The organism is Microbacterium sp. SGAir0570 (assembly GCF_005491085.2).
Classification (GTDB): domain Bacteria; phylum Actinomycetota; class Actinomycetes; order Actinomycetales; family Microbacteriaceae; genus Microbacterium; species Microbacterium arborescens.
The window spans coordinates 2,810,182-2,828,473 of the sequence record NZ_CP027929.1 but is presented as its reverse complement, the minus strand read 5'-3'; the positions used below and the strand labels follow the sequence as shown (position 1 = coordinate 2,828,473).

The 18,292-nt window shown below is 70.4% G+C and carries 16 protein-coding genes; 8 read left to right on the top strand and 8 right to left on the bottom strand.

Translation table 11 applies throughout. The features are described from left to right. Positions 1-20 precede the first annotated feature (20 nt). Positions 21-1,730 carry a cell wall metabolism sensor histidine kinase WalK gene (locus C1N74_RS13370; protein WP_103843190.1) on the bottom strand — a complete coding sequence of 570 codons (1,710 nt, stop codon included), beginning with the start codon at positions 1,728-1,730 and terminating at the stop codon, positions 21-23. Between the two features lie 224 nt (positions 1,731-1,954). On the opposite strand from C1N74_RS13370, the gene rplM reads away from it, so the two are divergent. From rplM to glmM, 3 genes are read left to right on the top strand one after another with little or no spacing between them, the layout of a single operon-like run. Next, complete coding sequence (rplM, locus tag C1N74_RS13365; RefSeq protein WP_023954326.1) at positions 1,955-2,401, top strand: 50S ribosomal protein L13; 447 nt, start codon at positions 1,955-1,957, stop codon at positions 2,399-2,401. Between the two features lie 29 nt (positions 2,402-2,430). Continuing rightward, on the top strand, positions 2,431-2,922 hold the full coding sequence (gene rpsI, locus C1N74_RS13360; protein WP_023954328.1) for a 30S ribosomal protein S9: 492 nt from the start codon (positions 2,431-2,433) through the stop codon (positions 2,920-2,922). Positions 2,923-2,927: 5 nt separating this feature from the next. Beyond that, positions 2,928-4,289, top strand: a complete 1,362-nt coding sequence (gene glmM, locus C1N74_RS13355; protein WP_103843186.1) for a phosphoglucosamine mutase — start codon at positions 2,928-2,930, stop codon at positions 4,287-4,289. Here the strand turns inward: glmM and C1N74_RS13350 are convergent. Then, a complete protein-coding gene (locus C1N74_RS13350) occupies positions 4,282-5,484 on the bottom strand; it encodes an NAD(P)/FAD-dependent oxidoreductase (protein WP_137750706.1) in 1,203 nt (400 codons plus the stop codon). The two genes, glmM and C1N74_RS13350, sit on opposite strands and share 8 nt — an antisense overlap. A 422-nt stretch (positions 5,485-5,906) precedes the next feature. Between C1N74_RS13350 and C1N74_RS13345 the strand changes: the two genes are divergently transcribed. Next, positions 5,907-7,865, top strand: a complete 1,959-nt coding sequence (locus tag C1N74_RS13345) for an endo-1,3-alpha-glucanase family glycosylhydrolase (RefSeq protein ID WP_137750705.1) — start codon at positions 5,907-5,909, stop codon at positions 7,863-7,865. A gap of 16 nt (positions 7,866-7,881) precedes the next feature. Here the strand turns inward: C1N74_RS13345 and C1N74_RS13340 are convergent, their stop codons facing one another. Next, positions 7,882-9,384, bottom strand: a complete 1,503-nt coding sequence (locus C1N74_RS13340) for a polysaccharide biosynthesis tyrosine autokinase (RefSeq protein ID WP_181405538.1) — start codon at positions 9,382-9,384, stop codon at positions 7,882-7,884. A gap of 99 nt (positions 9,385-9,483) precedes the next feature. Here C1N74_RS13340 and C1N74_RS13335 point away from each other — a divergent pair, with 99 nt between their 5' ends. After that, entirely contained in the window at positions 9,484-10,995 is a 1,512-nt protein-coding gene (locus tag C1N74_RS13335) for a hypothetical protein (protein ID WP_137750704.1), read from the top strand. On the opposite strand, the gene C1N74_RS13330 is transcribed toward C1N74_RS13335, so the two are convergent. From C1N74_RS13330 to C1N74_RS13315, 4 genes are all read right to left on the bottom strand, one after another. Beyond that, positions 10,927-11,913, bottom strand: a complete 987-nt coding sequence (locus C1N74_RS13330; protein ID WP_064955376.1) for a GDP-L-fucose synthase — start codon at positions 11,911-11,913, stop codon at positions 10,927-10,929. The genes C1N74_RS13335 and C1N74_RS13330 overlap by 69 nt on opposite strands. Then, the gene (gene gmd, locus C1N74_RS13325) at positions 11,901-12,926 is read right to left on the bottom strand and encodes a GDP-mannose 4,6-dehydratase (RefSeq protein ID WP_036304794.1); all 1,026 of its coding nucleotides are present in this window, start codon (positions 12,924-12,926) and stop codon (positions 11,901-11,903) included. The genes C1N74_RS13330 and gmd overlap by 13 nt, the downstream gene beginning before the upstream one ends. A gap of 137 nt (positions 12,927-13,063) precedes the next feature. Then, the gene (locus tag C1N74_RS13320; RefSeq protein WP_137750703.1) at positions 13,064-14,164 is read right to left on the bottom strand and encodes a glycosyltransferase; all 1,101 of its coding nucleotides are present in this window, start codon (positions 14,162-14,164) and stop codon (positions 13,064-13,066) included. Continuing rightward, positions 14,161-14,697 (bottom strand): DapH/DapD/GlmU-related protein, encoded by a 537-nt coding sequence (locus C1N74_RS13315; RefSeq protein ID WP_023954346.1) that lies wholly within the window; start codon positions 14,695-14,697, stop codon positions 14,161-14,163. Before C1N74_RS13315 ends, C1N74_RS13320 begins: the two co-directional genes overlap by 4 nt. Positions 14,698-14,818: 121 nt before the next feature. Between C1N74_RS13315 and C1N74_RS13310 the strand changes: the two genes are divergently transcribed. Genes C1N74_RS13310 through C1N74_RS13300 form a run of 3 tightly spaced genes read left to right on the top strand, consistent with a single transcriptional unit; the run spans position 14,819 to position 17,509 of the window. Further along, complete coding sequence (locus tag C1N74_RS13310; protein WP_137750702.1) at positions 14,819-16,090, top strand: hypothetical protein; 1,272 nt, start codon at positions 14,819-14,821, stop codon at positions 16,088-16,090. Continuing rightward, positions 16,083-16,787: an acyltransferase gene (locus tag C1N74_RS13305; RefSeq protein ID WP_137750701.1), complete on the top strand. Its 705-nt coding sequence runs from the start codon at positions 16,083-16,085 to the stop codon at positions 16,785-16,787. Before C1N74_RS13310 ends, C1N74_RS13305 begins: the two co-directional genes overlap by 8 nt. Further along, complete coding sequence (locus C1N74_RS13300; protein WP_084670408.1) at positions 16,784-17,509, top strand: SGNH/GDSL hydrolase family protein; 726 nt, start codon at positions 16,784-16,786, stop codon at positions 17,507-17,509. The genes C1N74_RS13305 and C1N74_RS13300 overlap by 4 nt, the downstream gene beginning before the upstream one ends. A 12-nt stretch (positions 17,510-17,521) precedes the next feature. Here C1N74_RS13300 and C1N74_RS13295 read toward each other — a convergent pair whose 3' ends face one another. Next, the gene (locus tag C1N74_RS13295; protein ID WP_181405537.1) at positions 17,522-18,241 is read right to left on the bottom strand and encodes a CDP-alcohol phosphatidyltransferase family protein; all 720 of its coding nucleotides are present in this window, start codon (positions 18,239-18,241) and stop codon (positions 17,522-17,524) included. Positions 18,242-18,292 lie beyond the last annotated feature (51 nt).

Genomic DNA, 18,292 nt, shown 5'->3' with positions numbered 1-18,292 from the left:
CGAGAGTCTCAGCGTCGGGATCATTCTCCTGTCGCGACGAATGTCCCGCCCGGACTTGACACCGGGGCGTCGTGCGCCCAGTCCGTCGGCGAGGGGGCCGGCAGGACGGTCGGCAGGACGATGGCCATTGCGGTGCCGCCCGACGCCGAAGCTCCCACTCGCACGCGCCCCCCGTGCGCCACGACCGCATTGCGCACGACGGAGAGTCCGATGCCGAAGCCCTGGATCGCGTGCTGGCGGGCATACTCGGTGCGGTAGAACGGATCGAACACCCGGGTCCGTTCGAGGGAGGTCAGCCCGGGCCCGCTGTCGCTGACGACGATGTGGATGCCCGTGTCGTCCACGCGCTGGCCGATGACGACGGCGGAAGCGGGTGGGCTGAACTTCACGGCGTTCACCATCAGCTCCTCCAGCGACTGGCGGATGCGGACGGGGTCGAGCACGACGCGCTCGTCGGTCGCCCCGATCTGCTGGATCGAGCTGCCGCGGCGCTCGGCCTGCGGCGTGACGGCACGCACCGCCGAGGCGATCAGGTCGCTGAGGGTCACGGGGCGCGGCGACACCTCGGTGTCGGTCGAGGCGGCGGCGAGGAGCTCGTTGATCCGGTCCGTCAGCACGAGGACGTTGCGCTCGACGAGCGAGAGATAGCGGGTCGCGGCCGGATCCTCCGGCCGGACCCGTTCGGTGAGGAGGTCGAGGTAACCGGTCACACTCGTGAGCGGCGTGCGCAGCTCGTGCGACACCGTCCGCAGGAAGTCGTGACGGATCTGCGCGGCGTCGGCCATCTCGGTCACGTCGTGGGCGACGACGAGCGTTCCCAGCAGCGTGCCGTCGGTACGACGTACCCGGTCGGAATCGGCCAGGATGGCGCGCTGCTCCGCCATCGGACCGACCCATTCGACGGCCTCGCCCACGCTGTCGCCGCGCAGGGCGCGCGGGATGAGCTGTTCGCTGTGGGGCACCGGCGTGGTCCGGTCGGCGGCGAGGACGGCGTCGCCGGCGTAGGGCGCTTCGTCGAGAGCGAAGCCCATCGCCCGCGACAGGTCCTCGGCCGTGCGGTTCGCCAGGACGAGGCGGCCGGCATCGTCGTACAGCGCGACGCCGCTGCGAACGTTGTCGAGCACCGTGCGCAGGACGAGTTCGTTGTCGTGCGCCTGCGCGAGCGCGCGGGCGCGCTCCTCGTGCGACGCGCGTAGATGGTGGGCGTTGCGACGCAGATGCTGGGCGGCGATGTTGACGACGACGGCCACGGCCAGGATGAGCCCGGGCAGGGTGAAGACGTTGGCCCATTCCAGCGGCGTCGCGGGCCAGCTGCCGCGGACGAGGAAGGGAAGCGAGGTCATGAACGCCGCGCCGCCCACTGCAGCGGTGAACGCCACCGGTGGGAAGCCGTACGCGATCCAGAGGATCGGGAAGATCGCGAGCATGCTCACCCCGGGGAGCAGCCAGACCACTTCGGTGCGCAGGAGTGCGACGGCGACGATGTCGGCCATGGCCACGGCGATCAGCCAGGACGACGAGAACAGCTCCCACGGGACGAGCGTGCCGGCCATCGACGCCACGATGACGAGGACCACCGCGGCGCCCACGAGCGGCGACGAGAGCGAGGCCGGCGCGCCGACGGCGAGAGCGGCGAGCACGACGAGCGTGCCGATCACGAAAGGCAGCTGCGCTCGGGTGAACACCCGGATGCGACCGGCGCGCGCACGCTGCGGTTCGAACAGGGGCATCCGGGGTCTCCGATCGAGGGTGCATGAGAGATCGAGGACGGCCCGGGGGGACAGGCGCGGCTTTGATAACGTCGACCGATAGCGTACGCTGTCTCTTTGGTGCGCATGCCACGCAGGCGTGTCGCCACGAACGTGAGCCCTCCACTGGCGTGTTCGTCTCGGACGAACCACCCCGGAGCGGGATTCACGAACTCCTCCGTTCGAATCAAGAAAGCAGCACTACTGTGACGCGCACTTTCACCCCCAAGGCTGGCGAGATCCAGCGCGAGTGGCTGGTCATCGACGCAACCGACGTCGTCCTCGGCCGTCTCGCCTCGCACGCCGCCGTCCTTCTCCGCGGCAAGCACAAGGCTTCCTTCGCTCCCCACGTCGACACCGGTGACTTCGTCATCGTCGTCAACGCCGACAAGGTGGCGCTGACCGGTCAGAAGCTCCAGAAGAAGATGGCGTACCGCCACTCGGGCTACCCGGGCGGCCTCAAGGCCGTCTCCTACGAGGAGCTGCTCGAGAAGAACCCCGTCCGCGCGGTCGAGAAGGCCATCCGCGGCATGCTCCCGAAGAACAGCCTGGGCCGCCAGCAGCTCTCGAAGCTCAAGGTCTACGCCGGTGCCGAGCACCCGCACGCTGCGCAGCAGCCCACCACCTACACCTTCGACCAGGTCGCCCAGTAAGCGCCGCGAAAACACTCAAGGAAACACTGATGGCGAAGATCGCTGACTCCCTCGAGGAGACCCCCCAGAACTACTCGACCGAGACGCCCGCCTCGGAGGCTGCTGCAGCCGCCGCGCCCCGTCCGGTCCTCTCGGTTCCCGGTGCCGCCGTGGGCCGCCGGAAGCAGGCCATCGCCCGCGTGCGCCTCATCCCCGGTTCGGGCACCATCACGGTCAACGGGCGCACGCTCGAGGACTACTTCCCGAACAAGCTGCACCAGCAGCTCATCAACGACCCGTTCACGGTGCTCGAGCTCGCCGGCTCGTACGACGTCATCGCGCGCATCTCCGGCGGCGGCCCCTCGGGTCAGGCCGGTGCGCTGCGCCTGGGCATCGCCCGCGCGCTGAACGAGATCGACGCCGAGAACAACCGCCCGACCCTGAAGAAGGCCGGCTTCCTCTCGCGCGACGCGCGCGTCAAGGAGCGCAAGAAGGCCGGTCTCAAGAAGGCGCGCAAGGCTCCTCAGTACTCGAAGCGTTAAGCTCCGTGGCGCTGTTCGGTACGGACGGTGTTCGGGGGCTGGCCAACGGCCCCCTCACCGCCGAACTCGCACTCACCCTGGCCCAGGCGACTGCCGTCGTCCTGGGCCAGGGCCGTATCGCGGAGGCGCGCAAGGCCGCCGGAAAGCGGCTGACCGCGGTCGTGGCGCGCGACCCCCGCGTCTCGGGAGAGTTCCTGTCGGCCGCTGTCGCGGCCGGCCTCGCTTCGTCGGGCGTCGACGTGCTCGACGCGGGCGTCCTGCCCACTCCGGCCGCGGCGTTCCTCGTCGGTGACATCGACGCGGACTTCGGGGTCATGGTGTCGGCATCCCACAACCCCGCTCCCGACAACGGCATCAAGATCTTCGCGCGCGGCGGCGTCAAGCTCCCGGACGAGGTCGAACGCCGAATCGAAGAGGCCCTCACGGGCCCCAAGCTCCAGCCCACGGGCGCCGACGTCGGCCGCATCCGGGTGTTCGCCGACGCCGAGGACCGCTACGTCGTCCACCTGCTCGGCTCGCTGCCGCACACGCTCGACGGCATCCATGTCGTCATCGACTGCGCGCACGGCGCGGCGTCCGGGGTGTCGCCGCAGACGTTCCGCGACGCCGGTGCGAAGGTCACCGTCATCGGTGCCGATCCCGACGGCCTCAACATCAACGACGGCGTCGGGTCGACCCATCTCGACCGGGTGGCCGCCGAGGTCATCCGCACGGGGGCCGACATCGGCATCGCGCATGACGGCGACGCCGATCGCTGCCTCGCCGTCGACGCTGAGGGTCGCGTCATCGACGGCGACCAGATCATGGCCATCCTCGCGGTGGCGATGAAGCAGCGCGGACGCCTGCCCTTCAGCACCCTCGTCGCGACGGTCATGAGCAACCTCGGACTGCACCGCGCGATGGCCGAGCACGGCATCGCCGTCGAGCAGACCGCGGTCGGCGACCGCTACGTGCTCGAGCGCATGACTCAGGGCCGCTTCGGTCTGGGCGGTGAGCAGAGCGGGCACGTCATCATGAGTCGCTACGCGACGACCGGCGACGGTCTGCTGACCGGGCTCCACCTCGCTGCCGAGATGGCACGCCAGGGCAAGACCGCGGCCGAGCTCGCGTCTGTCATGACCGTCTATCCGCAGGTGCTCGTCAACGTCCGCGAGGTCGATCGCGAGCGTGTCGCCAGCGACACGGGCGTCCAGGATGCCGTCGCCGCAGCGACCGCGCGCCTCGGTGATTCCGGTCGCGTGCTGCTGCGTGCCTCCGGTACCGAGCCGCTCGTGCGCGTCATGGTCGAGGCCACGACGGAGGACGAAGCCCGGGCCATCGCCGACGAGCTCGCGGCCGTCGTGGCCGACCGCCTCGCGCTCAGCTGATCCGGCCGCGCAGATCCGCCGTGCCGGTGGGCGACTCGGCCAGCACGAGGCGTGCGGCATCCGTGGCGCCGGCGACGTTCCAGAGCAGCACGCCCACCGGCGCGCCCGTCTGGTCGCGGTAGTACACCACCGTTCGCGGGCCCGATTCGTCTTGGCCGACGTCCACGATGAGCGTGTCGAGATCGGGGTCGAGGGTGCCGACGGCCTCCCACCGGACGCCGAACACCTGCGAGTAGAAGTACGGGGTGTGCCGGTAGGCCTCGCCGCTGCCCGCCATCGCCCGCCCGGCCGCGCGGCCCATCTCCTGGGCGTTGTCGACGTGCTCGACTCGGGTGCGGCCGAGCAGGCGGTCGGGGTACGAGGCGATGTCGCCCGCCGCCCAGATCGCATCATCGCTGGTAGCCAGCAGCTCGTCGACCACGACGCCGTCGGCGACGGTGAGACCGGCGGCTTCGGCGAGGTCCGTCACGGGCGAGACGCCGAGCCCGAGCACGATCGCGTCGCCGCGCAGGCGCGACCCGTCGTCGAGGAGGATTTCCAGAGCGTCGTCCGGTGACGCGCCCTCGACGACCTCGGCGACCCGACGTTCCGCGACCAGCCGGACGCCGGCCGCTCGGAACAGATCCTGGTAGCGCTCGGCCAGCTCTAGCGGAAACGTGCCGTCGCCGAGCACAGCGCCCGGGAAGACGAGGTCGACCGCGACGTCGTTCTGCACGAGCGCGGCCGCGAGCTCGGCGCCGATGTAGCCGCCGCCCACGACGACGATGCGCCCACCCGCGGCGGCGAGCTCGCGCAGCCGGCGGTAGTCGTCGGCTGAGCGGAAGAAGAGCACCCGGTCGCTGTCGGGCGCATCGATCTCGTGCGGACGCGAACCGGTGGCGAGGAGCAGCCGGCGGTAACCGATGCGCTCGCCGGCTTCGTCCTCGACCGCGCGCCCGTCGCGGTCGATCGCGGTCACGAGCGTCCGCAGCCGGATCTCGGCGCCGGTGTCGTCGGCCGTGCCGAGCGGAACCTGGTCCCAGGTGAAGTCCGGGTCGGTCCACAGCTTCTTCGTCAGCGCGGGGCGCGTGTACGGTTCGTCGACATCGGCGCTGAGGATGCCGATCGTGCCGCTCTCGTCGAGTTCGCGGATGCCGCGGGCGGCCGCGTCGGCGACCATCCCGCCGCCGACGATCAGATAGTCGTAGCTCTGCATCGGGCCACCGTAGAGCGCGACGGCCCATCGATCCCACCGCCTGCCGCGCCCGCGGCGGAGGCGTATGATTCGCCGCCGGGGTCCACTGTCCGGACGCTCTTCCCCAATCGCGTCCGGACAGTGAGACTATCCGACACGCCGGCCCCAAACCGGCGAACGGATCCGAGTAGCGGGTCTCATCGGATGTCGACCCGGTCGGCCTCGGAACGATCTTCAGAGTATTGCGTCGCGTCGTGTGAAACGAGGGCTTCGGGCAACGTTGAGCCAACGTTGCGGTTGCCTTCGCATGGCCTTGCGCTTCGGGAAGACGCCGGGGCATTTGGTGCGGTCGATGCTTCGTGGCACACTCGTGGAGATTGCTGGGGGAGGGACTTGGCGGGCGGTAAGCGCTCGTCAAGGTGATTGTTACCCACGAGGAAGACATGAAACCCGACAATCAAGATCCCCACAGCTCGCGCCGACGACGTTCGGGGCGAGCAATTCTCGCGACCCTGTCCACACTCGCACTGCTGCTCGGCGGAACCACCGCGGCTCACGCGTCGGGCGGCCACGTCGCCGCAGCGGCGACGCCGCGCCCGGTGACGGTCACTCTGTCCACGAGTGATACGGCCACCGTCTCGGCGCGCACGCCCCGGACCGTGCTGGGAACGCAGCCGCTCAGCGCGACCTCGACGCAGGACCGCAGCTATGCGCGCTTCACGTTGCCGGCCGATGTCGACACCACGCGTCCCGTCTCGGCATCGCTGTCTCTGACGGTGAGATACTCGACCGCGTCGACGGCCGGTGTCGACGTGTACGCCGAGCGCGGCTCGTGGGCCGGAGCGACTCTCACCTACGCCACCCGACCCGCGGAGTCGGGTGACCTGCTCGCCGGGTCGACAGCGACGGCGCGTGCCGGCTCGTCTGTGACGGTGCCTCTCGGCGACGTCGCGCAGGTCGCGCAGGACGGCCAGCTGTCGGTCCGGCTGGCCTATCGGCAGAAGAGCGTCTCGACCACGTTCTTCCGCACGGGAGACAAGGCGCCCTCGTTGCGGTTGACGTACACGCCGAAGCCGGCCCCGGCCCCGGCCAGCGGGGCACGGATGGTGTTCGCGCACTACTTCCCGCCGTACCCGATCTCGATCGACAATCGGCCCGCCGACACCGACTACTACACGCGCAACTATCTGAGCCCCGATGGAGAGAACGGCAAGCATGCCGAGTACGGCGGGCTCCTGCGCGACCGTCCGCTCGGCGTGGCGCCATCGAGCTCCTCGTCCTGGAAAATCGACAACCTGCGGCGCGAAGTCGCTCAGGCTCAGGGCGCCGGTATCGACGGGTTCACCGTCAACATCATGAGCGTCAGCGGCAGCAACTGGGACGCCACGAAGAACCTCTTCACCGCGGCCGAACGGCAGGGCGGCTTCGCCGTGGTGCCGATGGTCGACGCCTCAGCGTCGGTGGCCGCGGTATCCCCCGAGACCGTGGCGGACCGCCTGGCCGAGCTCTACCGGTCGAAAGCGGCTTTCCGCGTCGGAGACCGGATGCTCCTGTCATCCTTCGCCGCCGAGAAGCAGAGCGTGGAATGGTGGTCGCGGATCATCCAACGACTGCAGCGCACGCACGGTGTGCAGGTCACCTTCCAAGCCGTTTTCCTCAATCCCTCCGACGCCAACATGTCCGCCTTCCGCGCGATCGCCGACGGCTACGGCAACTGGGGTGTGCGCACTCCGTGGCACACGGCGAACGGCCCCGACTACGCGGCACGTGCCAGGGCTCTCGGGAAGACCTGGATGGCGCCGGTGTCGGTGCAGGATTACCGTCCGCGCGCGGGCGTGTTCGCCGAGTCGGGCAACACCGACAACCTGCGGGCCTCATGGCGCCGCGCGATCGATTCCGGTGCGCAGTACGTGCAGCTCGTCACGTGGAACGACTACAGCGAAAGCACGCAGTTCGCGCCGTCGGCCGACCACGGCGATACGTTCCTCGACATCAGCCGGCCGTACCTCGACTGGTTCCATGCCGGGGCGGAGCCGAAGGTGACGCAGGATCAGGCATTCCTCGTGCACCGTACGCAGTTCGCCGGCGCTCGTCCGAGCCTCGGTCACACGCTGGCCACCCCCACTCTCGGCGGCACGTCGAGCACGCCCACCGACGAAGTGGAGGCTGTGGTGTATCTGACCGCGCCCGCCACTGTGACCGTCACCGTGGGAGGCACCGCCACGCGATTCGACGCTCCCGCAGGTCGATCGGTCTACACGGTGCCGTTGCGACAGGGTGCGGTGTCGGCGAGCATCGATCGTTCCGGCAAGCGGGTGATCTCGCTGACGTCGCCGTACCGCGTCGTCGGCACGCCGCGTGTGCAGGACCTCAGCTACTACGGGGTCAGCAGCCTCGGCTGACGCGCTGCACGACGGATCAGCGGCGCCCCGCTGTCGAGGTCTCCGAGCGGAGCCCGTCGGCGGCGGGGCGGCTCCCGTCACCGGCTCCGGAGACGCGCGGCACGCGCGATTCGCGCGAACTGTTGCGCGTCGACGTTCGCGAGCCGTCCGCCCGTCCCTCTCGTCCGCTCTCCGGCACCATCGAGTACGTCGAGTAGCTGCGGCGGTCGGCTCGCGTCGGACGCGCCAGGTTGAGCACCGCCCCGTGGATCGTGGCTCCGACCGATGCCAGGCGCGCAACGGCGCGGCGCACGTCGCGCTCTCGGGCGCGCCCGGCACCGACGACCAGTACGGCGCCGCCGAACACACGCGCCAGGACGGCGGCGTCGGTGACCGGATGCACCGGCGGCGCATCGATGATGACGATGTCATGGGCCGACCGCAGGCTCTCGAGCAACTCGAGTGCGCGCTCGGACTCGAGCAGCTCCGACGGGTTGGGTGGCACGGGGCCGGCCAGCAGGACGCGGAGCCGGTCCGGGCCCCAGGCGACCAGCGCGTCATCCAGCGTCGCCTCCCGCGCGATGACGCTCGTGAACCCGAGGTCGGGCGGGAGATCGAGGATGCGCCCGAGGCTGGGGCGGCGCAGGTCCGCCTCGACGAGACAGACCGACGCGCCGGTCGCGGCGAATGCCACCGCGACGTTCGCGGCGGTCGTGCTCTTGCCCTCGCTGGGGACCGACGAGGTGAAGACGAAGACGCGGTGATCCTGCGATGCCTGCACGAAACGCAGATTCCCGCGCAGGCGGCGGTAGTCCTCGGAGCGCAGCGACTGCGGGGCCGACATCAGGGCGAGGGGCGCGCGGTCGGCGGTGCGATCGGTGCTCACCGTACCGATGATCGCGGCGTCCGCCGCCTCTTCAGCCTGCTCGACGGTGCGCACGCGCGTGCCGAACGCCAGACGCAGGAGCACGACGGCGGCCGCGGCGACCAGGCCGCCGAGCGCACCGAGGATGACGAGCATCGGGATATGCGGAGCGGAGGGGAGGTTCGGTGGAACCGCGTTCTCGATGACGCGCAATCGAACCGGCGAGGTGCCGTCGACCTGGGGTGACAGTGTCGGCACGACCTCGGCGAGTTTGGCGGCGACGAGGTTGGCGATGCGCGCCGCTTCGCGCGGGGATGCGTCCACGGCCGAGATCGAGATCATCGAGGTGTTCAGCGGCACCGAGGTCGATACTCGGGAACGCAGCTTGGCGGTCGAGTCGGGCAGCCCGAGCTCGTCGATGACCGGGGCGAGCACGATCTCCCGCGTCGCGACGGTGCTGAGATTCCGTGCCTGCTGCTGAGAGAAGTTGCTCCCCTGGGCGAGTTCACCCGTCGTCGAGCTCCCCGTCACGGCGACGAAGACGTCGGCTCGCGCGGTGTACTCCCGCGGCACCGTCCAGGCGTATGCGAGCCCGATCGCGGCGCCGAGCGCCGTCAGCACGACCACCGTCATCCAGTGGTATCGGATCACCCGTAGAACACGGTTGGACTCCATAGCGTCCCCCATTCGCGCGTCGACGAATCGACGCGGCCCCAATATGCCGCGTGTGACCACGCGGACCCCCGTCTGCCATGATATGCGAGGGGGAGGCTCGTGGGGAAGCAGACCGGAACCATCGGCGACGCGGTTATCCGCGGTGGCGCCGAGTCGTCGCTGCGCGGTGGCGCGCGGATCGCCCTCGTCGCGCTGTCGATCGGTGTGCTCAGCATCGTGCTGCCGGTCGCCCTCGTCTCGGACATCCCCGACCGGGGACGCAGCGAGGCGTGGATCATCACGCTGCTGATCATGATCTACGGCGGCGTCCGGCTCTCGGCGTCGTGGGTGTCGGGGCGTCCTCGCCTGTTCGACTTCTTCTTCTGGGTGTTCGCCTATATCTTCATGGGGCTGGCGCCGACGGCGCAGATCCGTGCCGACGCCGTCTCGACGACGACCCCGGGCATCGATCCGGCGTTCGACCTCCCTACGGCGGGGATCGTCGCGCTGGGTCTCGGCTGCTACGAGCTCGCTCGCGCCGCCTGGATCCTGCTGCAGCACGTACGTCCGCCGCGAGCGGCGGGCGTATCCCGTCCCGTGAGCGCGGCGCGAGCGATCGGACTCGCCGTCGTCGGGCTCGGTATCAGCGCGTTCTTCGTCGCCCAGCTCGGTCCCGCGGCCGCCCTCGGCAGCCGCGAAGCGGCCTTCGCCGCGCGTGAGGCGCGCTGGCCGGACCCGGCTCTCCGCGCCGTCATGTACGCCGCGTCGGTCTACCCGTTGCTCATCGCGACCGGGGCGCTGGCCCAGCTTCGACGAGTCGCCCGATCCCGAGCGGGTCGCGTCGGCTTCACCGTCGCGGCTCTCGCCGCCGCGGTCGTGCTCCTGCTGATCGTCAACCCGATCGCGAGCGCCCGTTACACCTTCGGAACCGTCGCGGTCGCCCTGGCCGTCTTCGCCGGCGCCGTCGCCACCCGTTCCCGGGCCCGCCTGACGATGCTGCTCGCGATCGCGGCCTTCCTGTTCCTCTTCCCGATCGCCGACGCGTTCCGCACCGACGAGGTGCGGGTGAATCGCACCAGCTTCTTCGGCGAGTACCTCGGCAATCCCGATTACGACGCTTTCTGGCAGGTCGCCAACTCGCTCGCCTACTGGCTCGACGGCCTCGTCGAGCCGGCGCGACAGTTCCTGGGCAGCATCCTGTTCTGGGTTCCCCGCGCGGTCTGGCCGGACAAGCCCACCGACACGGGCATCGTCCTGGCGGAGTATCGCGGGTACAGCTTCGACAACCTCTCAGCGCCGATGTGGGCCGAGGCGATGGTCAACGGCGGCATCGCCGGTGTCGTGGTCGTGTTCATCGCGCTCGGCATCCTGCTGCGGGCGATGGACGTCAGGATCGCGACCGCCTTCGCCTCCGGCGGCGTCTGGGCCATCGTCGGTGCGGTGCTCCCGGTCTACATGACCATCCTCATGCGAGGCTCGCTGCTGCAGGCGACCGGTGCGACGACGGTGATGGTCGCGTGCCTCCTCCTCGTCGCCGGGCGTGGTCGTCCGCCCGGCGACGAGTCAGGCGGCGCGGAGCTCGGCGTGGCTGCGGCGGTACCAGGCGACCGTGCGGGCCAGGCCCCCGCGTAGTCCGACGCTCGGCGCCCATCCGGTCGAACGCAGCAGCGAGATGTCCAGCAGCTTCTGCGGCGTGCCGTCGGGCTTCGTCGTGTCCCAGCGCGTCTCGCCGTGGTAGCCCGTGATGTGCGCGATCTGCTCGGCGACCTCGCGGATCGTCGTGTCCTGGCCCGTGCCGATGTTGACGTGCGATGCGCCGTCGTAGTGCTCCATCAGGTGCACGATCGCCGAGGCGAGGTCGTCCGCGTGCATGAACTCCCGCCGCGGCGTGCCCGACCCCCAATTGGTCACCAGCGGGCTGCCGGCGGCGGCTGCCTCGTCGTAGCGGCGGATGAGCGCGGGCAGGACGTGCGACCCGAGCGGCGAGAAGTTGTCGTTCGGGCCGTAGAGGTTCGTGGGCATGACCGAGATCCAGGGGAGCCCGTACTGTCTGCGCACGGCCTGGACATTCAGGATGCCGGCGATCTTCGCGATGGCGTAGGCATCGTTGGTCGGCTCCAGATGGCCCGTGAGCAGGCTGTCCTCGCGGAGCGGCTGCGGAGCGAGCTTCGGGTAGATGCACGACGATCCGAGGAACACCAGCCGCTCGACTCCCGTCTCGCACGCCGCGTCCATCACGTTGGACTGAATCCGGAGATTGACGCTCAGGAAGTCGACCGGGTACGTGCTGTTGGCGAGGATGCCGCCCACCTTCGCCGCCGCCAGGACGACGTAGCGCGGGCGGTGCGTGCGGAAGAAGCGGAAGACGTCGCCGCGTTCGGTCAGATCGAGGTCGGACGAGGCGCGGGTCAGGATCCGATCGAAACCCTCGGCCTCGAGACGACGGACCACCGCGCTGCCGGCCAGACCTCGATGCCCTGCGACGAAGAACGTCGCATGACGATCCAGGCGGCGAGGTGCGAACGCGCCCTCGTCGATCACGCTGCCCATCCCGAGAGGGCGACCGTGTCGATCCACGGCCGGCCCGCGAACTCGAGGGCCCGGATGTCGGCGTCCACCATGATCCGCGCCAGCTCGAGCGGGCCGACCGTGGCCTTCCAGCCGAGCTTCTCCTCGGCCTTGCTCGGGTCGCCGATCAGTGCGTCGACCTCGGTCGGACGCAGGTAGCGCTCGTCGAAGCGGACATGGCGTCGCCAGTCGAGACCGGCGTGGGCGAAGGCGGCCTCGAGGAAATCACGCACGGTGATGCCGATGCCGGTCGCGAGCACGAAGTCCTCGGGCTCGTCGGCCTGCAGCATCCGCCACATCCCCTCGACGTACTCGGCGGCATATCCCCAGTCGCGGACCGCGTCGATGTTGCCGAGGTACACGTGGTCCTGGACACCGAGCTTGATCGCCGCGACGGCACGGGTGATCTTGCGCGTCACGAATGTCTCGCCGCGGCGTGGCGACTCGTGGTTGAAGAGGATGCCGTTGACGGCGAACATGTCGTACGCCTCGCGGTAGTTCTTCGTGATCCAGTAGCTGTACAGCTTCGCGGCGGCATAGGGCGAGCGCGGGTAGAAGGGCGTGGTCTCGCTCTGCGGCGGGGGAGTGGCCCCGTACAGTTCGGAGGACGACGCCTGGTAGAAGCGGGTCTGCACACCCGACATGCGGACGGCATCCAGAAGCCTCACCGAACCGGTGCCGGTGGTGTCGGCGGTGTGCTCGGGCTCGTCGAACGAGACCCGCACGTGCGACTGAGCGCCGAGGTTGTAGACCTCGTCGGGCTGGATCTGCGCGAGCAGAGTCGTCATCCGAACGCCGTCGCTGAGATCGCCGTAGTGGAGGAACAGCCGTGCCCCCACCTCGTGCGGGTCGACGTACAGGTGGTCGATTCGCGATGTGTTGAACGTCGACGCCCGGCGGACCAGGCCGTGGACCTCATAGCCCTTCGCGAGCAGAAGCTCGGCGAGATAGGAGCCGTCCTGGCCCGTGATACCGGTGATGAATGCACGCTTCATGAGCGTTCTCCCCCAAAGCCTCGGCGCTGCAGCCCCGTCGCGCGACCCGAGCGGACCCCTCCGCTCGGCGCGTGCCGATCCCCAAATCGACGGTGGTGCGAGTATAGGGACGCCGAGCTCCTCACCACAAGCGCGCGTCACCGCGCATAGAGCTCGACGAGCCTCTCCGCGATTGCCGGCATCGTGAACCGCTCGCGCGTCATCATCCGGCCGCGCTGTCCGCGCCGGTGCGCATCCGCCGGGTCGGCGAGCAGCCGGCGCATCGCCGTGACCAGAGAGGAGAAGCCGCCGTCGGTGACGAACCCCGCCTCGGCGTCTCGTACGGCGGCCGCGAGCCCGCACGTGTCCGTGACGACGACCGGCAGACCCGCCGACATCGCCTCGAGGACCGACATCGGATAGGGCTCGTCGACCGCCGGGAGCACGTAGCCGCTGGCCCGCCGCATCCGCTCTCCGGTGCGGGCGGGCTCCAACGCGCCCTCCCAGCGAATGCGCTCGCCGTGTCCCGAGGCTTCGATCGCGGCACGGACGGTGTCGCCCTCGCCCTCGTCGGGGCCGACGAGGCGGAAGCGGGCGTCGGGGAACTCCGGCGCCAGCCGTGCAGCGGCCTCCACGAACTGCACCGGCCGCTTGCGAGCGGCGAGCCGGGCGAGGTAGAGCAGCTCGCGTCCCGTCGGGGAGGCTGCGGGTGCCTCCGGAACGCCGTTGGGCAGCTCCACCAGCCGCGCACGTCCTCGGCTGATGGTTTCGAGCGACGCGCGTTCCCGGGCGGTCAGGTAGGTCACGGCGCGAGCCGAAGCAAGCGCCGGACGAGTCAGCGCTGCGTCGAAGGGGATCGCGAGCGCATTCGCCGACTCGTCGATCATCCCGTGCGTCTGCAGCACCGTGGCGACCCCGCGTGCACCGGCGACGCGGGCCGCGGGCAGGGTGACGAGATCACGCGCAGCGTGCACATGCACGATGTCGAACTCACCGACGTGGCGCCGCAGCGAGCGCAGCAGCGCGGGTGACCCGATGCCCGCGAACCCGATGCCCGGGATCAGCGTGCGGGCGGGGAACAAGCGGGCGGGGATGCCGTCGACGTCGGAGGGGAGCGAGTCGTACCCGCGTGCTGCTCCCGCAATGACCACGTCGTGGCCCAGATCCCGCAACGCTGCGAGCTGGTTGAGTGCGACCCGCACCGGCCCGCCGTACTCGCCGTGCGGGCTGACGAGAGTGACGACGCCGAGAACCTTCACGATCGCACGATCGCGGCGGGGGCGAGCACCGTCGCCCCGGCGGGCACGTCGCGAACCGCGAGAGCGGTCGCTCCGATCACGGCGTCGGCGCCTACCCGGACCCCCCGCAGCACCGTCGCCCGTGCGGCCACCCAGGCGCCGTCCTCGACGACGATCGGCGCGTTGTCGAACTCGAAGGTGGGGGATCGGCGGTCGTGGCTGCCGGTGCACAGCAGGGCGCCCTGCGAGATGCACACGTCGTTGCCGATCGTGACCGGCTCGAGGTTCAGGATCCAGACGCGCTCGCCGACCCAGGTGTCGTCGCCGATCTCGAGCTTCCACGGCCAGTGGACGCGCACGCCAGACCGCAGATTCACGCCGCGTCCGATGCGAGCGCCGAAAGCGCGCAGCACCGCGATCCGCACCGGCACCGGCACGAACCACGGCATCACCGCGATCGCCGATGCGAGCTGCCACGCCGCCTGCCAGACGGGCCCTCGGCCCTTGTCGTATCCCCTGCCGCTGAAGCCCGCCAGCCGTCGCCGTTCCCCCATGGCGCCTCATCGTACACACGGCTGCGGGATCGGTTGGAGACAGATGCGGGGCCGATGCGGTACCGTCTCCTCCGAACGGGCAGGCGTGGGGACGCGGCTCGGATTCGGGGGTATCGGGGGAATGTCCGACGTGCGGCGGCGACTGCGTCGTCTCTCGGGCGGGCTCGGCAGGATGTCGGGTTTCGCCCTGTCCATCGGGCTGCTGGCGATCGCATCGTTGGCGGCCATTCCGGTGATGATCGCGGCAGAGGGCGATCGCGGTTGGGGTGCGATCGCGCTCGGACAAGCCGTGGGGGCCATCGCCGCCGCCGCGATCGGATTCGGCTGGGGTGTCTCGGGCCCGGCCCGCATCGCCGTCGCCGACGAGCCGTCGCGCCGCACGGCGTACATCGAGTCGGTCCGGGCCCGGCTCGCCCTCTTCGTCCCGATCGTCCTGGCGACCAGCCTCGCCGCAGCCGCGATCGCACCGCAGTCATCGGGCCTGGCGGCGCTCGGAGCCGTGACGGCGGCGGCAGCCGGCGTGTCGGCCAACTGGTACTTCGTCGGACGCGGGGCCCCGTTCTCGCTCCTCCTCGCCGAAACGCTGCCGCGCGTCGCGGGTACCGGCGTCGGCATCGTCCTGATGCTCGGCGGCGGGGGAGCCGCGGCGGGGCTGGCGGGCATGCTCGGCGGCATGATCGCCGCGTTCGGATGCTCGACCGCGTGCATCCTCGTGTCATCTCGACACCACCGCGCATCCGCGCCGCGTCCCGCGAGACTGCTGCGAATCCTGGCCGATCAGCGTCACGGCATGGGGTCGGCGCTCGGATCAGCCGTCTACATCGCCCTTCCGGTCGTCGTCGTATCGATCGTCGCCCCGGCGGCACAACCGGTCTTCGCTCTCGTCGACAAGTTCCAGCGGCAGGTCGGCGTCGCCTTGCAGCCGGTCATCACGGTCGCCCAGGGGTGGGTGCCCCGGCGGGACGGGGCCGAGAGCGCCGCGCGGGCACGGAGCGTCCTGCTCGTCGGCGGCGGGATGTCGCTGGCGATCGGCCTCGCGGTCGTGATAGCGGGGGGTGCGGCGCTGGGCTGGCTCGGCAACGGCGAGATCGAGGTCGTGCCGGTGGCCATCGTCCTCATGGGGCTCTTCGTCGCGGTCAACTTCTTCGAGTCGCTCGTCGCCAAGGCGCTGCTGCCATCGCTCGGACGCCTGCGCATCGGCGCGCAGGCCACGCTCGTCAGCACCGTCGTCGTCGTCCCGCTCGTCGCCCTCGGCGCCATCCTGTGGGCCGCGCCGGGCGCTCTCGGGGCTGTCGTGGTGGGGCTCGTCATCCGCGGCGCCGTCGAAGCGGGTGCGGCCTCGCGCACCATCCGATCCAACAGAACCGTCATCCGGGAGGAGATCGATGCCTGACAAGGTTCGCGACCTGTTGAGGCTCGCGCTGTGGCTGCTGCCTGCGAGCCCTCTGAAGAATGCGCTCCTGCGCCGCGCCGGTCACCGCATCCACGCCACTGCGCGGGCACGGGCGAGCATCGTGTGGCGCGTCGCGTCATTCGAACTCGGGCCGGGGGCCTCGTTCGGTTCGGCGAACGTGGTGAAGAACATGAGCGAGATCCGGCTGGGACGTGATGCGATGCTCGGTCGCTGGAACCTCGTCTCGTCGCACCCCGTCTTCATCCGGCATCTGCCCGGCGGGGGGCGCCTCGTGCTGGGTGATCACGCGAAGATCACCAGCCGCCACCAGCTCGACTGCTCCGGGTCGCTGACGCTGGGAGCCTTCGCCTCGCTCGCCGGACACCAGAGCCGGGTGATGTCGCACAGCGTGGACCTGCGGCGCAATGCTCAGGCCGCGTTCCCGGTCACCATCGGAGAACGGTCGTTCGTCGGCACACGCGTGCTGATTCTCGGCGGCGCCGTGCTTCCGCCGAGATCCGTTCTCGGCGCGGGATCGGTCCTCACGCGTGCCCGCGGCGTACCCGACGCGGGGCTGTGGGCGGGCGTGCCGGCCACCCTCCGCGGCGCCGTGTCGGGCGCTTGGTTCGACCGGGACGAGACCTCGACCCACGACGTGTGGATCTCGGCGACCGACGAGATCGTGACCGGACGATGAGCTCCACCCGGCGCGTGGGGCGCGGCGGCGCACGCTGGTGGTCGGCCGACTGGGGTGGCATGCCTGTATGGGCTGTCGCCCTCTCAGCGCTGGCGATCGGCGGCGTGCTCGCCGGCGGCGCCGCGCTGCGGCCGAGCTCGGCCGTTGACGGCGCTCCTGATCCGATCGTGGTGTTCCTCGGGGATTCGTACACTGCCGGTACCGGAGCGTCCGACACGTCGCTCGGGTGGGCGAGTCTCGTCGGCGAAGCCGAGGGCTGGCGGGTGCGCAACCTCGCGCGTGGCGGTACGGGCTACGGCGCGCGGGTGACAGGCGAGGGCGCGCCAGCGGCGTGCGGCCGGGACGAGTGTCCCACCTTCGGCGAGATGGCTCGCGAGGGCGCGGCCCTCGTGCCCGACATCGTGGTGGTGTCCGGCGGACGCAACGACGTCGGCGGGTCCCCGGTGGATGCCGAGGTCGCCGCGTTCTTCGACACGGTCGCGGCCGTCTACCCGGAGAGTCGCGTCTACGTCACCGACGTGCTGTGGCATGACGACGCGCCGGAGGGCGTGCAGCAGCTGTCGGAGCTCGTACACGCCGACGCGCAGCGAGTCGGGGCCACCTGGCTCGACATCGGTCAGCCCCTGGCGGGCGGCGACGGTCTGCTGGCGCCCGACGGGGTGCATCCGAGCGACGCAGGGCACGAGGCGATCGCACGGGCAGTCATCGCGGCGCTGCGCTGATGAGCCTCGGGTCTAGAACGTCCGTGGCGAGACGGCGTCGATCGGCGCAGACAGCGAGCGGAACCATTTGCGAGTGAGCAGCACCGTGACACCGGCGGTGGCCAGCAGCAGTGCCGCATAGACGATGACGAAGACCTCGGGCGTTCCCCACAGGACGAATGCGACGGCGAGGACGCCGTAGTCGGCGGGCAGGAGGAGCACGGCTCGGAGCGTCGACGGCGGTGGTGCGGCGCTCGAGCGCGGTGCCAGCAGTGCGTAGAGCGTCAGACCCGAGAAGAGCACGACCGACACCAGCGCGTACGCGAGCGGCAGGAGCATCCACGCGCCGCCGGAACGACCGCCCGCGGTGAAACCGATGAGCACGGCCGCATGCACGCCGACCATCTTCCCCGCATCGACGACGTGGTCGAGCCACTCACCGGCGCGCGACGATGCGCCCGTGAGGCGGGCGACCTGGCCGTCTGCGGCATCCAGCGCGAAGCCGACGACCAGCAGCGCCGAAGCGGCGACTCCGCTCGCGACCGTGGCAGGCACGGCCCCGATGACGACGAGGCCGGCCACGGTCGCCAGCGCGGAGACCCCCGTCACCGCGTTCGGGCCGATCCCCGCCGAGGCCGCCGCAGCGGCGAAGACCCGCCCGAGCGGCCGATTGACCCACCGCGAGTACAGCGAGACGCCTCGCTTGCCCTTCTGGGCCTGTCGCAGGCTTCCCCAAGCGTCGCCGAATCGCATTGTCTCCCCCATCGCGCCGGTCGGCGGAATCCGACCTATGCGTCCCCTGAG

What these genes read in the sequence shown, in the direction of transcription:
- C1N74_RS13340 (WP_181405538.1), bottom strand. Translation starts at nt 9,384, where the DNA reads ATGGAGTCCAACCGTGTTCTACGGGTGATCCGATACCACTGGATGACG.
- rpsI (WP_023954328.1), top strand. Translation starts at nt 2,431, where the DNA reads ATGGCGAAGATCGCTGACTCCCTCGAGGAGACCCCCCAGAACTACTCG.
- C1N74_RS13350 (WP_137750706.1), bottom strand. Translation starts at nt 5,484, where the DNA reads ATGCAGAGCTACGACTATCTGATCGTCGGCGGCGGGATGGTCGCCGAC.
- C1N74_RS13295 (WP_181405537.1), bottom strand. Translation starts at nt 18,241, where the DNA reads ATGCGATTCGGCGACGCTTGGGGAAGCCTGCGACAGGCCCAGAAGGGC.
- gmd (WP_036304794.1), bottom strand. Translation starts at nt 12,926, where the DNA reads ATGAAGCGTGCATTCATCACCGGTATCACGGGCCAGGACGGCTCCTAT.
- C1N74_RS13345 (WP_137750705.1), top strand. Translation starts at nt 5,907, where the DNA reads ATGAAACCCGACAATCAAGATCCCCACAGCTCGCGCCGACGACGTTCG.
- C1N74_RS13370 (WP_103843190.1), bottom strand. Translation starts at nt 1,730, where the DNA reads ATGCCCCTGTTCGAACCGCAGCGTGCGCGCGCCGGTCGCATCCGGGTG.
- C1N74_RS13305 (WP_137750701.1), top strand. Translation starts at nt 16,083, where the DNA reads ATGCCTGACAAGGTTCGCGACCTGTTGAGGCTCGCGCTGTGGCTGCTG.
- C1N74_RS13300 (WP_084670408.1), top strand. Translation starts at nt 16,784, where the DNA reads ATGAGCTCCACCCGGCGCGTGGGGCGCGGCGGCGCACGCTGGTGGTCG.
- C1N74_RS13315 (WP_023954346.1), bottom strand. Translation starts at nt 14,697, where the DNA reads ATGGGGGAACGGCGACGGCTGGCGGGCTTCAGCGGCAGGGGATACGAC.
- C1N74_RS13310 (WP_137750702.1), top strand. Translation starts at nt 14,819, where the DNA reads ATGTCCGACGTGCGGCGGCGACTGCGTCGTCTCTCGGGCGGGCTCGGC.
- C1N74_RS13330 (WP_064955376.1), bottom strand. Translation starts at nt 11,913, where the DNA reads ATGGGCAGCGTGATCGACGAGGGCGCGTTCGCACCTCGCCGCCTGGAT.